Consider the following 13538-nt stretch of genomic DNA (forward strand, 5'->3'; position numbering starts at 1 on the left):
GACGCGGGTATATACACGTATCCATGTTGACCAGTGAATGCATCTGCACCCATCTGCGTCGCGCCGCCCGTGGGGTGAGCCGGCATTACGACGAGGCCCTTGCCAGCTTTGGGGTCAATGTCGCCCAGTTTTCCCTGTTGCGCCATCTGCAGCGGCTCGATCGTCCTAGTATCACCACCCTGGCGGAGGCCATGGGCCTGGAGCGCAGTACCCTGGGCCGCAACCTGCGGGTGCTGGAGGCTGAAGGGCTGGTGGCCTTGGCCGATGGTGACGACCAACGCAACCGCGTGGTGCTGCTGACCGAGGCCGGTACCCAATTGCTGCACGCGGCCCATCCGGCCTGGGAACAGGCACAGGCAGAGTTGGTGGAGCGGCTGGGGGCAGGGCAGCGGGATGAACTGGTCCGTTTGCTCAATCAGCTGGCTTGAAATTGATACGACTATAAGCGGGTATATACCCGTAAAACCTTGCGATGTGCTGGAGATAACGACAATGACTTCGGTGTGGCGAACCAGCGGGTGGGTATTGGTGGGGGCAGCGCTGATCCTGGCGCTATCCCTGGGTGTGCGGCACGGCTTCGGCCTGTTCCTGGCGCCTATGAGCGCGGACTTCGGCTGGGGGCGTGAGGTGTTTGCTTTCGCCATTGCCTTGCAGAACCTGATCTGGGGGCTGGCGCAACCGTTCGCCGGCGCCCTGGCCGACCGCATGGGTGCGGCGCGGGTGGTGATCATTGGCGGTATTCTCTACGCTGCCGGGTTGGTGTTGATGGGCATGGCCGACTCGGCCTGGTCGTTGTCGCTGAGTGCCGGCTTGCTGATCGGTATCGGTCTGTCCGGCACCTCGTTCTCGGTCATCCTCGGCGTGGTCGGGCGTGCCGTGCCGGCGGAAAAGCGCAGCATGGCCATGGGTATTGCCAGCGCTGCCGGTTCTTTCGGCCAGTTCGCAATGTTGCCGGGCACTCTCGGCCTTATCCAGTGGCTGGGCTGGTCCGCAGCGTTGCTGGTACTGGGCCTGATGGTGGCGCTGATCGTGCCCTTCGTCGGCCTGCTGCGCGACCGGCCTCTGCCCACTCATGGAGCCGAACAGACCCTGAGCCAGGCTTTGCGCGAGGCTTGCTCGCACTCAGGCTTCTGGTTGCTGGCGCTGGGCTTTTTCGTTTGTGGTTTCCAGGTGGTGTTCATTGGCGTGCATCTGCCGGCCTACCTGGTCGACCAGCATCTGGCCGCGACTACCGGCACCACGGTGCTGGCGCTGGTAGGCCTTTTCAATATCGTCGGTACCTTCACTGCCGGCTGGCTGGGTGGGCGCATGTCCAAGCCGCGCCTGCTGACCGGGTTGTACCTGCTGCGTGCGGTAGTGATCGTGCTGTTCCTCTGGGCGCCGGTGACCGAATTCAGTGCTTATCTGTTCGGCATCGCCATGGGCCTGCTGTGGTTGTCCACGGTGCCGTTGACCAACGGTACCGTTGCCACCGTATTCGGCGTGCGCAACTTGTCCATGCTTGGCGGTATCGTCTTCCTGTTCCACCAGCTGGGTGCCTTCCTGGGCGGTTGGTTGGGCGGGGTGGTGTATGACCGCACCGGCAGCTACGACCTGGTCTGGCAGATTTCCATCCTGCTCAGCCTGCTGGCTGCCGCCCTCAACTGGCCCGTGCGCGAACGCCCGGTTGCCCGCCTGCAGGCCCAGGCCGCATGAACCGCTACCTGGTTCGAGGGTTACTGGCCCTCGCCGCCCTGTCGTTGCTGGCGCTGGTGTGGTGGGGCTGGCACAAGGGCGGGATGGCGTTGATGCAACTGGGCATGAGTGTTTGTTAGGCGCTACCCTGCAAGTTCGAGGATTGTCTTGCGGGAGAAAAGAGTCATGCGTGCACATTGGTTGACGGTGCCGGTGCTGGCCCTGGTTGCCAGCGCATCGAGCTGGGCTGCTGATTGCCCGGCGTTGTTGCAGGGCAGCCTGCCAGAGTTGCGAGGCAAGGGGCAGGTGGACCTGTGCGAGCGCTTTGCCGGCAAGCCCTTGGTGGTGGTGAATACGGCCAGTTACTGCGGTTTCGCGCCGCAGTTCGAGGGGCTTGAGGCGACGTACAAGGAATATCACGAGCAAGGCCTGGAAATGCTTGGTGTGCCGTCCAATGACTTCAAGCAGGAGGACGCCGACAGCGAGAAGACAGCCAAGGTATGTTATGCCAACTATGGCGTTACCTTTACCATGACCAAGACACAGGCGGTGCGGGGCGCAGATGCGATACCGCTGTTCGCGGAGCTGGCAAGCCAGAGCAGTGCGCCGAAGTGGAATTTCTACAAGTACGTGGTGGACCGCAAGGGCAAGGTGATTGATAACTTTTCCAGCCTGACCAAGCCGGATGATCCAGCGTTCCGGGCAGCCATCGAAAAGGCCATTGCCTCCCAGCCATAACCTAGCAGCTCTTGCTCTTGCTTCGGCTTTTGCTTCTAAGTGCGCGATAGTTCAGGCGCCGCAGATTGCGACTTCAGGAGGCCGAGCGAAGGGACTGCGGAGGGAGGTGACGGGCATGGATGCCCGTCAAGCGCTGAGGTCCCATGGATGGGGCCTGCAGCGCGTACTCCCGGGAGCAGGCCCGTAGCGAGGGGACCCCGGAGCGCAGCGTAGGGGCCGGATGATAGGAGCCAGCGTTTTTTGGTTACTTTTTGTCGCGTTTGACAAAAAGTGACCCGCCGTAAGGGCGGAAAGGTGATTAAGCGCCACCTTCGCAAATGAATGTTGACCTTGTTGTTGATGCCCACGCTTGAAAGCGAAGAGCGAAGAGCGAAGAGCGGAAAAGTACTGGTCTTGATCTCGCGCATAGTCCATTTACGATGGCGACGCATACTCACCTTTTCGCCCTTACGGCGAGTCACTTTTTGTCAAACGCGACAAAAAGTAACCAAAAAACGCTGCGCTCCCATCATCCGGCCCCTCCGCTACGCTACGGGGTTCCCTCGCGCCGGTCTTGCTCCCGGGAGTACGCGCTGCAGGCCCCATCCATGGGGCCTCAGCGCTTGACGGGCATCCATGCCCGTCACCTCCCTCCGCAAGCCCTCTGCTCGGCCTCCTGAAGTCGCGAAGATCAAGATCAAGATCAAGATCAAGATCAAGATCAAGATCAAGATCAAGATCAAGATCAAGATCAAGAGCAAGAGCAAGAGCAAGAGCAAGAGCAAGAGCAAGAGCAAGAGCAAGAGCAAGAGCAAGAGCAAGAGCAAGAGCAAGAGCAAGAGCAAGAGCAGGGGGCTTGCCTGGGCTTTGGGGTTACTTCACTTTGCATGCACAGTAATCGCCACCAACCGCACAACCACCGGCCTGACCATCAATACACAGACGAACGCCACAGGCATCGCCAACTGGTAAGCCTTCAGCACGTTGCCAAGGTATTCAGGGTTGACCCCCCCATTCGCTGCCGTGATCACGAAACACATCAATAGCGCCATGATCGACGACATGTAGAAGGCAAAAACGTAGGGCGTGGCGCCCGGGTGCAATTTGCGTCGGCCGCGTGCCTGGGACAGGTTGCTCATGCGAACTCCTGAAAAGTAAGTAGAGGCGCAGGTTAGCAACGCACCCGGCAGCAGCTGTAGACCAGCCGCATTGAGTTCTTTATAAAGAGATTCTTACGAATCCAAGGGCTCAGCATGGACCTGCTCAACGCCATTCGCAGTTTCATCAAGGTGGTCGAAGCCGGCAGCATCGCCGCCGGTGCCCGCAACCTGGGCCTGAGCCCGGCCGCGGTTAGCCAGAACCTGGCACGCCTGGAAGGCCACTTGCAGGTTCGCCTGCTCAGCCGCACCACCCGCAGTATGGCGCTGACACCCGCCGGCACCCAGTATTACGAACGCGTCAGGCACATCGAGCGCGACCTGGCCTTGGCCGAGCAGGCCGTCACCACCCCCGACAGTGAGCCCCAAGGGCGGCTGTGCATTGCCTCGACGTCCGCCTTCGGTCGCCACGTGCTGGCGCCATTGATACCCGCGTTCAGCGCCCGCTACCCACTGCTTTCGATAGAGTTGGTAACGACTGATCGCCGGGTCAACCACGCGCGGGAGGATGTGGACGTGAGCCTGCGCATTGCCCCGCAACTCGAAGACCAGTTGCTGGCCCGGCATATCGCCCGTATACCGTTCATTTGCTGTGCCTCGCCCGGTTACCTGCAAAGCGCCGGCGTGCCGGCCACGCCCGAGGCCTTGCGTGAGCACCGCTGCCTGGTGTTCCGCTACCCGGTGGATGGACGCTTCCTGCGTTGGGGGTTCATGCGCGACGGGCTGCGGTTCGAGGCAGAGTTCGGTAGTGTCCTGATCAGCGACGACATCGATGCCCTGACCCAGATGGCGCTGCACGATGGCGGCATCACCCGCCTTGCCGAGTTCATCGTAAGGCCGCATCTGGATAACGGGGCGCTGGTGCCGTTGTTCGAATACAGCGATAGCGGCCAGGCCTATGCCCAGACCGAACCGATGGATATCTATCTGTGCCTGGCCGACCGCTTTGCCATGACCGCAAAAGTACAGGTGTTCATGGACTACCTGCGCGAATGCCTGGGCGATGACTGGCAGGTGAAGGTGTAAAAAAACCGCCACGAGGGCGGTTTTCATGTCACGCGTATGAATCAGAAGCGGTAGGTAAGGGATGCACCAATACCGTGAGCACTGTTCTCATACTTGGCCTGATAGGTGCCTTTCAGCGCCTGTTGTGTCGGCGAGCCGGACACATTGTTCACCTTGGTATCCTCTTCCCACAGATACGAGTAGGCAACATCGATGGTCATGTCGTCGTTCGGGCTCCAACCGGCACCAAAGCTGACAGCCTTGCGGTCGCCGGTAGGAATGCGCGGCGAGCGATCATGGTTGTTGGTGGGCGACTGGTCGACGGAGAAGCCTGCACGCAGGGTCCACTCCTTGTTCACCTTGTAGGCAGCACCAATGGCGTGTGCCCAGGTGTCATGCCAGTTTTGCTCTTCGGTGATGGTCTGCAGTGGGTAGCCCGCCGGTGCTTCGTTCTTGACAACGATGCTCTCCAGGCGGCTCCAGCGAGTCCAGGTGCTACCCGCATAGAGTGTCCACTGGTCATCCAGTTCATGGGTGATCGAGAAGTCCACCGATTCTGGCGTCTTTATTTTCAGGCTGGCGTCGAATTTGCCGTTCAGACCGAGGGCTGCAATCGGGTACGACACTCGCGTGTCGCCTTCAAGCTTGTAGTCGACCATCGAGTGATAGGTCAGGCCCAGGCGGGTACGGTCTGTAGCTTGTACGAGGACGCCAATGTTGTAACCGATCGCGGTGTCGTCGCCCTTGATCTTGATTTCGCCATCCGGCCCGTTCGGGCCCAGCAGCGCCTTGCTGGACAGATTCGAGCCCAGTTCACCCTTGATACGGTTGATGGTCGGACCGAAACCGATCGACACCTTGTCGTTGAAGGCATAGCTGATGGTTGGCTGGAAGGTGACGACCTCGACCTTGCTCTTCTTGCCCCAGTAGCGTGCCGCGTCGTCGCTGCCGTAGTCCGTGATCAGGCCGTATGGCACGTAAACGCCGAAACCGACGCTCCAGTGATCATCGATCGGTTTGACGTAATAGCCCATGGGTACACCCACGACCGGGACCATGTCGCCATCGGTTTCCCCCCCGAAATTGCTACCACGACCCGAAATATCAGTTTTGGCAATGACAGCCGCGCCACCCACGGTGACCTGTTCGCGCTTGAGGCGAGACATGCCCGCAGGGTTGCCATACACCGTGCTGGCATCTTCGGCAGAAGACGAACGTCCCGCAAACCCGGTTCCCATGCCGCTGATGCTTTGTTCGTTCAGCGCGAAACCTGCGGCGAGCAGTTGGCTGGAAGCAAGTGCAACGGCTACGCCGAGGGAGGCTTTGAGCATTACTTTTTTCATTATTAGAAAACTCCTTGGGATCTCCGGGGCGAAAAGCTACCAACAAATCACGCGCCGCGCTATAGCCTCAATCGCAGGAGATAGAGCGGTTTTGTAGGACAATCCGACCAAAATTCCCTTTTTTCCGGGCACGTTGTAGGACGCGTCTTAAGATGCCTGCGGCAATCTCTGATCTATGCAGGTATGCCAGGCGTGTGTGAAGTCGCGCAGGCGACCTTGAGGGTTGAAAATCTGTCGCCAGATTCGCGCAAGCGCAAGGAGGTCATCGGCGGCAGGCAGTGGCGTGGCCTGCTCTTCGATGAGCATCCAGGCAATCGCGGTTGAATAACGCAGGTTGACGGTGAGTTCCAGGTGCGGGCCGCCGAGGAAGGCGTGCTGGCTGGCCAGGCCGCGGACCAGGCTGGCCAGGTCGGGGTCACGGGCAAGATAGTCGTCCCAGATAGCCTGGTGACGGTGTTCGCCGATACGGTACAGACCGTGCCCACGACGGTCGTGCAAGGCCGACCCCAGGGCCGACTGGCTGGCGGCGATGCCAAGCAACAAGGCTTCGGCGCTGGCGCAGTGACGGTTCAGGTAGACCAGGGTGGGTCGGATCACATACTGACACAATTCATTCGCCGCGATACCCATGATACCCTCGAGCAATTAAGGGCCGGACGGGCGCTGGAGCTTGGCAGCTGGTGAGTGATCAGGCCCGCCGGAAGCGGCAAGCACCGCTCGAGTTGAAGTGTAGTGTGATAATCGTGGTGTAAAGGGCTGTTTTTAAATCGATTGCTGCCTGACGTACTTGGCTATATACCTTAAGGCAATTACGCCACGAACGTTCAGGCAGGCTTGCGATGGCATGATTCAGCGCTTGAATACCGCAGCATTCGCCGCTCACGCGGTGAGCGACTGGCGGGTTCGGGCGATGACCGCCTGCAGCGGTTCACTGCGGCTGTACTGTTCGGGGTACAGGCGCTCGGTGTGGCAGGCGACGCCGTGTTCGTCTACCAGGGTGAAGCTGAAGCTGCCTTTGCGAGGGGCAACGATAAGGCACTTCAACGGCGAGAAGGCCTGGGAGAGGGTGCCAATGGCAGCCTGAATCTGATGATGAGTTTGCATATTGTTGGAGGTTCCTGCTTTAAACACGGGGGTTATGATCCGTGCATGATAGAAACGTTCCAGTGACGCCTTTATTAAGGGACGAACGAACCTGACTGGAACAGGGCAGCCAGAGGGAGCGCAATCAAAGGTGGGCGCGTGGGCTGACTGGTAGGTACTTCAGAGGGCAGGCAGCACGCCGGGGCCAAGGTTCTAGGCCGTCGGGGTGGGATCCTGATCAATCTGTCACGTAATTCGTGCTTGAACAGCGCTGGGCTAGCGAGTGAATCATCGAATGGGCCGGTCCTGGTTTCAGCAGCGCCACCCTTGGGAGGAGTGTGTCTGCAAGGACGCTTGAGGCCAGAATTGACTTTCAGCTTGGTACTAACGATGCGCACCTTAACGAAAATACAGGTGCTTGGCAAGGACTTCGTGCAAGTACAGGTTAGCCGCGCAGTATGGCGCGTATTTTCCCTGATGGGAAGGGGCTGCAAAAGGCCCGTATCCGGGCTGATGTACCGATTTCGTGCATTCAATTGAAGGTTTTTGGTGCACTTGTTCACATTTGAAGCAGCGCTTGCAACTGCCTTGCAGCATGCCATGACAGCCTCGCCAATGCCTTGACTGGCCGGTTAAGTCAATGAAAAAAAACACTATTTTTAGCTGGTGAAAAAATCGTCAGTTTGAGCGAAAGCCCCAATTCATAGGGGTTTGCGGGGGATGCCAGGGGGTTGTCCACCGAGTTATCCACAGGAACTGTGGATTGTCCCTGGCGCTTGCTCTAGGACGGGCGTGCCAGCAATACAGTGAACTGTCCGACAATCGACATGCTTCAGAAGGCCAGTTGGTCATCCACTTGAAAACGTCAAGAAAAGATCATTGAAAATTTTTTCAATCCTGCAGAAATCGGAAGGCCATGTCGCAAAAAAAAGGGTAGAGTGGCGCGCCTTTCGAGTTGCCAATCCTGTTGCTCATGAAGTTTCGCGGTAAACACCTCGCCAGCCCTGCTGCATCGACGCCTGCGCCTCCCCCCAAACGTTTCTCCCTCAAAGTGGCCTTGTGGCTGCTCGACAACCCGCGCCTGGGTGACAAGCCGCAGGTCAAGCACTTGGCCGGGCGCCTGTTGAAACAGCCGGCGCGTCAGGGTGTGGTAGTGGCGCAAAGCCGCCTGGGACAGATGTTGTGCCGTGATTGCGGCAACGCCCGTGACCGGCGTATTGGCCATGAACTGCTGCGCCAGGCGGCCCGCGCCGGTGATCGGCGCGCGCAACTGGAGTATGCGCGGCTGTGCCAGCACAACGAGCCGGAGCAGGCGCGGTACTGGCTGGAGCTGGCGGCGGGGCAGGGGTCGCAGGAAGCGCGGCGGCTTTTGCGGCAGTGGTTCCATGCCTGAGGTGTGTTGCCAGCACTGGCCTTTTCGCGGGTAAACCCGCTCCCACAGGAATAGCTATACCTCGGATACTGTGCAATCCCTGTAGGAGCGGGTTTACCCGCGAAGAGGCCTGAACAGGCAACACACCGCTCAGGCTGATAAGCTGCGATGCATTCATCCAGGATCATTCGGGGTAAGCATGACAGTGGATCTGGCCAGCATTCTGCTGGGCTTGGTGGCAGGTGCATTACCTTGCCTGGGTTGGGTCATGCAGGTGCAGCGTCGCCAGGGCACGCGGCAAGGCGAGCAGGCTTTGCTCGAAGAGCGCCTCAATGCTGCCCAGCTGGCTCTGGCCGGCATGCAGGCGCAACTGGACGCCAGCCGCGATGAAATAAGCGATCTCAGCGAAGCCAACACCGTCAAGCAGACCCAGCTGGCCGCCCAGGGCCGTGAGCTGGAACTGCTGCAGATCGACCGTGACAATGCCCGTGATGCCGCTCACGCCTGGAACCTCGAACGTGCCAACCGCGAAGCCGAACTGCGTCGCCTGGAGGCCCAGACCGCACGCCTGGACGCCGAACTGCGCGAGCAGCAGGAAAGCCACCAGCAGCGCCTGGAAGACCTGCAGGAAGCCCGCGACACCCTGCGCGCCCAGTTCGCTGACATGGCTACCAAGATCTTCGACGAGCGCGAGCAGCGCTTCGCCCAGACCAGCCAGCATCATCTCGGCCAGTTGCTCGACCCGCTCAAGGAGCGCATCCAGGCCTTCGAAAAACGCGTGGAAGAGAGCTACCAGCAGGAAGCCCGCGAGCGCTTCTCGCTGGGCAAGGAGCTGGAGCGCCTGCAGCAACTCAACCTGCGCCTGTCCGACGAAGCCACCAACCTGACCCAGGCGCTGAAGGGCCAGAAAACCCAGGGCAACTGGGGTGAGCTGATCCTCGAACGGGTATTGGAGCATGCCGGCCTGGAAAAGGGCCGCGAATACCAGACCCAAGTCAGCTTGAAGAGCGCCGATGGCGAGCGCTTCCAGCCTGACGTTCTGATCATGCTGCCCGGCGACAAGCAGGTAGTGGTGGATGCCAAGGTCAGCCTCACCGCCTACCAGCAGTTCGTCGCCGGCAACGACGAGGCTGCGCTCAAGCAGCATGTGCAGTCGCTGCGCAGCCACGTCAAAGGCCTGTCGAGCAAGGACTACAACCGCCTCGAAGGCCTGCACAGCCTGGATTTCGTGCTGCTGTTCGTACCGATCGAGGCCGCCTTCTCGGCAGCCCTGCAGGCCGAGCCTAACCTGTTCCAGGAAGCCTTCGACCGGCAGATCGTGATCGTCAGCCCGACCACATTGCTGGCCACCTTGCGGGTGATCGACAGCCTGTGGAAGCAGGAACGCCAGGGCCAGAACGCCCGCGAGATTGCCGAACGCGCCGGCTGGCTGTACGACAAGTTCGTGCTGTTCATCCAGGACCTGGACGAGTTGGGCAGCCGCCTGCAGCAGGTGGACAAGGCCTATGCTGCCGCGCGTAACAAGCTATGCGAAGGGCGCGGCAACCTGGTCAGCCGCAGCGAACAGCTGAAGCTGCTGGGCGCCCGCGCCAGCAAGAGCCTGCCGGCCGACCTGCTGGAGCGGGCGCTGTCCGATGAGGCGTTGCCGGACGAAGCGCTTACTGAACCAGGCTCAGATGGCGATTGAGCATGGCACGCAGGGCCGCCGGCTTGACCGGCTTGGCCAGGTAGTCCAGGCCAGAGGCATGCACCATGGCGATGGTTTCCTTGCTGCCGTCAGCGCTGATCACCACGCCCGGCACCGGCTCGCCAAGGCGCGTGCGTAGCCAGCCCATCAGCCCGGTACCAGTTTCGCCGTCGTCCAGGTGGTAGTCCACCAGCGCCAGGTGCGGGCGCATGCCCTTGGCCAGCAGAGCTTCGCATTCGGCGCGGTTGCGCGCGGTCCACACCTGGCAACCCCAGCGGCTGAGCAGGCTGTTCATGCCGATCAGGATGCTGTCTTCGTTATCCACGCACAGTACCTGCAGCCCGGCCAGTGGCTGGCCGCCCTGTTCCACCGGGGCGGCGGGCGCCGGTGCGGCCTGGTGGGCAATTGGTACGCTGACGCGGAACACCGTGCCCTTGCCCGGCCACGAGCGCACTTCCAGCTTGTGCCCCAGCACCCGGCACAGGCCGTCGGCTATCGCCAGGCCCAGGCCCAGGCCCTTCTCGGCGCGGGTCTGGTGGCTGTCCAGGCGCTTGAACTCCTGGAAGATCACCTGCAGCTTGTCGTCGGCGATGCCGGGGCCGCGGTCCCACACTTCAAGCCACAACTGTTCACCCTGGCGCCGTGCGCCCAGCAGGATCGGGCTCTTGCCATAGCGCAGGGCGTTGGTCAGGAAGTTCTGCAGCACCCGGCGCAGCAGCTTCATGTCACTGTCCACCCGCAGGCGGCTGCCGCGCAGGCGAAATTCCAGGCCCTTCTCGGCGGCCAGCACCTTGAATTCGGCACCCAGGGTGTCGAACAGCTCGTTGAGGGCAAAGGGTTTGGCATCCGGGGTAATCTTGCCGTTTTCAAGGCGTGAGATGTCCAGCAGGTCGCTGATCAGCTCTTCGGCCGAGCGCAGCGAACTGTCCATGTGCTGCACCAGCTGCCGGGCCTCTTCATTCATGCCCTCGGCCTGTTGCGACAAGGCGGCGGAGAACAGCCGGGCCGCGTTCAGCGGCTGCATCAGGTCATGGCTGACCGCAGCCAGGAAACGGGTCTTGGACTGGCTCACCGCTTCGGCACGGCTCTTGGCTTCGGACAACGCCTGGTTAAGTTGCGACAGCTCCTGGGTGCGTTCCGCCACCCGTTGCTCCAGGCGTTCGTTGGCATCGCGCAGGGCCTGCTCGGCCTCACGGAACGGGGTGATGTCGGTGAAGCTCATGACGAAACCGCCGCCCGGCATCGGGTTGCCGATCAGCTCGATCACCCGGCCATTGGGGAACAAGCGCTCGGAGGAGTGCGCCCGGCCCTGACGCATCCAGTGCAGGCGCCGCGCCACGTGCACCTGCGCCTCGCCCGGGCCGCACAGGCCACGCTCGGCGTTGTAGCGGATGATGTCGGCGATCGGCCGGCCCACGCTGATCAGCCCGTCGGGGTAGTTGAACAGTTCCAGGTAACGGCGGTTCCAGGCCACCAGGTGCAGGTTCTGGTCGACCACGCTGATGCCCTGGTTGATGTTCTCGATGGCCCCTTGCAGCAGGGCGCGGTTGAACTGCAGCACCTCGCTGGCTTCGTCGGCGATACGCACCACGTCTTCCAGCTGCATGTCGCGGCCTTCGATGGCGGCCTTGATCACGGCGCGGGTCGACGACGTGCCGAGTACGCCGGCCAGCAGGCGTTCGGTATGTTCGATCCAGTCGCCGTCGGCGTTCTGGTTGGGGTTGAAGCCCTTGCCCTGGCGGTAGGCGAAGCGGATGAAGCTCTGCCGGGCGCGTTCTTCACCAACGAAGCGCGAGGCCAGGGTCAGCAGGTCGTCGATCTGCACCGCCAGCAGCGGCTTGCTGCTGGGCCTGGCGCTAGTCTGCTGGCCGATGAAGCGGCCGGCCTGCCAATGCTCGGAAACTCGCGTGCGCGAAAGCACGGAAACCCAGGCGAACAGCGTGAAGTTACCCGCCAGCGACAGCACCACGCCTTGGGTCAGCGGGCTGATCGGCAGGTTTAGCGGATTGCCGTGCAGCCACGCCAACCCCGGAAACAGCTGCAGCGACCATCCCAGGCTGTGCGCCGCGATCGGCAGGACGAGGGTGTAGAACCAAAGGAAGATACCTGCAGCCAGGCCGGCGAACACGCCGCGGCGGTTGGCCTGCTTCCAGTACAGCGCACCGAGCATGGCCGGGGTCAGCTGGGTTACGGCGGCAAAGGCGATCTGGCCGATGGTCGCCAGGCTGGCGGTGGAACCCAGCAGGCGGTAGCTGACATACGCCAGCAGCAGGATCACCACGATGGTCACCCGGCGTACCGAGAGCATCCAGTGGCGGAATGCCTCGAACGGCCGCTCGGCGTTGGTACGGCGCAGCAGCCAGGGCAGCAGCATGTCGTTGGAGACCATGGTCGACAGCGCCACGGCCTCGACGATGACCATGCCCGTGGCCGCCGATGCACCACCGATGAATGCCAGCAGGGCCAGGCTCGGGTGTGCCTCGGCCAGAGGAAGGCTGATGACGAACGAATCGGAGATCACCGTGCCCGGCAGCAGCATCTGCCCGGCCAGGGCGATCGGCACCACGAACAATGCGGCGAGCGCCAGGTACATCGGGAATACCCAGCGCGCCAGGCGCATGTCCTGGGGTTCGATGTTCTCCACCACGGTAACGTGGAATTGCCGTGGCAGGCAGATGATCGCCATCATCGCCACGGCGGTCTGCACCACCATCGACGGCCAATTGATGGTCTCCTGCCAATAGTCCTGAAGGTGGATCGACTGGCGGGCCTGGCTGAACAGGTCGTCGAAGCCGTCATACAGGTTGAAGACGACGAAGATGCCCACGGCGAGGAAGGCCAGCAGCTTGATCAGTGATTCGAAGGCAATCGCCAGGACCATGCCACGGTGGTGTTCGGTCACGTCCAGGCTGCGGGTACCGAAGACGATGGCGAACAGCGCCAGCACCAGCGAAACAACCAGTGCGGTGTCCTGTACGCGGGTGCCGGTGGCGTCGGCGTTGGCGCCGATCAGCAGGTTCACGCCCAGCACGATGCCCTTGAGTTGCAAGGCGATGTACGGCAGCACGCCTACCAGGCAGATGAGCGCCACGACCACCGCCAGGGACTGCGACTTGCCATAGCGCGCGGCGATGAAGTCGGCGATCGAGGTGATGTTCTGTTGCTTGCTGATCAGCACCATCTTCTGCAGCACCCAGGGCGCGAAGATCAGCAGCAGCACCGGGCCCAGGTAAATCGGCAGGAATGCCCAGAGCTGTTCGGCGGCCTGGCCGACCGCGCCGAAGAAGGTCCAGCTGGTGCAGTAAACGGCCAGCGACAGGCTGTACACCCAGGCACGCAGCTTCGGCGGCAACGGCGTGCTGCGGCGGTCGCCGTAGAAGGCGATGGCGAACATGATGGCCATATAGGCCAGGGCGACCACGGCGATCAGCCCGCTGGACAACGACATGAAGACTCCGAAGCAAAAAGATAACGCGGTCCCGATCAATCAGTCTGGCACG

At 61.6% G+C, this 13538-nt stretch carries 13 protein-coding genes; 8 read left to right on the plus strand and 5 right to left on the minus strand.

All coding sequences use genetic code 11. The features are described 5' to 3' along the window. The first annotated feature begins 23 nt into the window (after positions 1-23). The 5 genes from KDB76_RS07335 (at position 24) to KDB76_RS07350 (ending at position 3363) form a co-directional block, all read left to right on the plus strand. On the plus strand, positions 24-428 hold the full coding sequence (locus KDB76_RS07335; protein WP_013971386.1) for a MarR family winged helix-turn-helix transcriptional regulator: 405 nt from the start codon (positions 24-26) through the stop codon (positions 426-428). 73 nt (positions 429-501) lie between these two features. Beyond that, on the plus strand, positions 502-1695 hold the full coding sequence (locus KDB76_RS07340) for an MFS transporter (RefSeq protein WP_161551462.1): 1194 nt from the start codon (positions 502-504) through the stop codon (positions 1693-1695). Next, complete coding sequence (locus KDB76_RS30050; RefSeq protein WP_023662692.1) at positions 1692-1814, plus strand: hypothetical protein; 123 nt, start codon at positions 1692-1694, stop codon at positions 1812-1814. Before KDB76_RS07340 ends, KDB76_RS30050 begins: the two co-directional genes overlap by 4 nt. Positions 1815-1860: 46 nt before the next feature. Beyond that, positions 1861-2412, plus strand: a complete 552-nt coding sequence (locus KDB76_RS07345; RefSeq protein WP_024086414.1) for a glutathione peroxidase — start codon at positions 1861-1863, stop codon at positions 2410-2412. A 615-nt stretch (positions 2413-3027) separates the two neighbouring features. Next, positions 3028-3363, plus strand: coding sequence for a hypothetical protein (locus KDB76_RS07350; RefSeq protein WP_212632290.1), 336 nt, complete (start codon positions 3028-3030; stop codon positions 3361-3363). On the opposite strand, the gene KDB76_RS07355 is transcribed toward KDB76_RS07350, so the two are convergent. Further along, on the minus strand, positions 3270-3530 hold the full coding sequence (locus tag KDB76_RS07355; RefSeq protein ID WP_013971390.1) for a DUF2798 domain-containing protein: 261 nt from the start codon (positions 3528-3530) through the stop codon (positions 3270-3272). The genes KDB76_RS07350 and KDB76_RS07355 overlap by 94 nt on opposite strands. A 114-nt stretch (positions 3531-3644) precedes the next feature. Between KDB76_RS07355 and KDB76_RS07360 the strand changes: the two genes are divergently transcribed. Then, positions 3645-4574, plus strand: a complete 930-nt coding sequence (locus KDB76_RS07360) for a LysR family transcriptional regulator (protein ID WP_013971391.1) — start codon at positions 3645-3647, stop codon at positions 4572-4574. Positions 4575-4615: 41 nt separating this feature from the next. Here the strand turns inward: KDB76_RS07360 and KDB76_RS07365 are convergent, their stop codons facing one another. The 3 genes from KDB76_RS07365 to KDB76_RS07375 form a co-directional block, all read right to left on the minus strand. After that, positions 4616-5896: an outer membrane protein transport protein gene (locus KDB76_RS07365; protein ID WP_013971392.1), complete on the minus strand. Its 1281-nt coding sequence runs from the start codon at positions 5894-5896 to the stop codon at positions 4616-4618. A gap of 147 nt (positions 5897-6043) precedes the next feature. Further along, a complete protein-coding gene (locus tag KDB76_RS07370; protein ID WP_003257336.1) occupies positions 6044-6526 on the minus strand; it encodes a hypothetical protein in 483 nt (160 codons plus the stop codon). A gap of 249 nt (positions 6527-6775) precedes the next feature. Next, positions 6776-7000, minus strand: coding sequence for a hypothetical protein (locus tag KDB76_RS07375; protein WP_003257337.1), 225 nt, complete (start codon positions 6998-7000; stop codon positions 6776-6778). A 952-nt stretch (positions 7001-7952) separates the two neighbouring features. Between KDB76_RS07375 and KDB76_RS07380 the strand changes: the two genes are divergently transcribed. Together KDB76_RS07380 and rmuC are read left to right on the plus strand one after the other, a co-directional pair. Further along, complete coding sequence (locus tag KDB76_RS07380; RefSeq protein ID WP_024086418.1) at positions 7953-8372, plus strand: SEL1-like repeat protein; 420 nt, start codon at positions 7953-7955, stop codon at positions 8370-8372. A gap of 292 nt (positions 8373-8664) precedes the next feature. Continuing rightward, positions 8665-10038 (plus strand): DNA recombination protein RmuC, encoded by a 1374-nt coding sequence (gene rmuC / locus KDB76_RS07385; protein ID WP_162472731.1) that lies wholly within the window; start codon positions 8665-8667, stop codon positions 10036-10038. Here the strand turns inward: rmuC and KDB76_RS07390 are convergent. Then, positions 10010-13486, minus strand: a complete 3477-nt coding sequence (locus tag KDB76_RS07390) for a hybrid sensor histidine kinase/response regulator (RefSeq protein WP_038408893.1) — start codon at positions 13484-13486, stop codon at positions 10010-10012. The two genes, rmuC and KDB76_RS07390, sit on opposite strands and share 29 nt — an antisense overlap. Positions 13487-13538: the final 52 nt, after the last annotated feature.

This window comes from Pseudomonas sp. JS425 (assembly GCF_018223845.1).
In the GTDB taxonomy this organism is placed as follows: Bacteria; Pseudomonadota; Gammaproteobacteria; order Pseudomonadales; family Pseudomonadaceae; genus Aquipseudomonas; species Aquipseudomonas asiatica.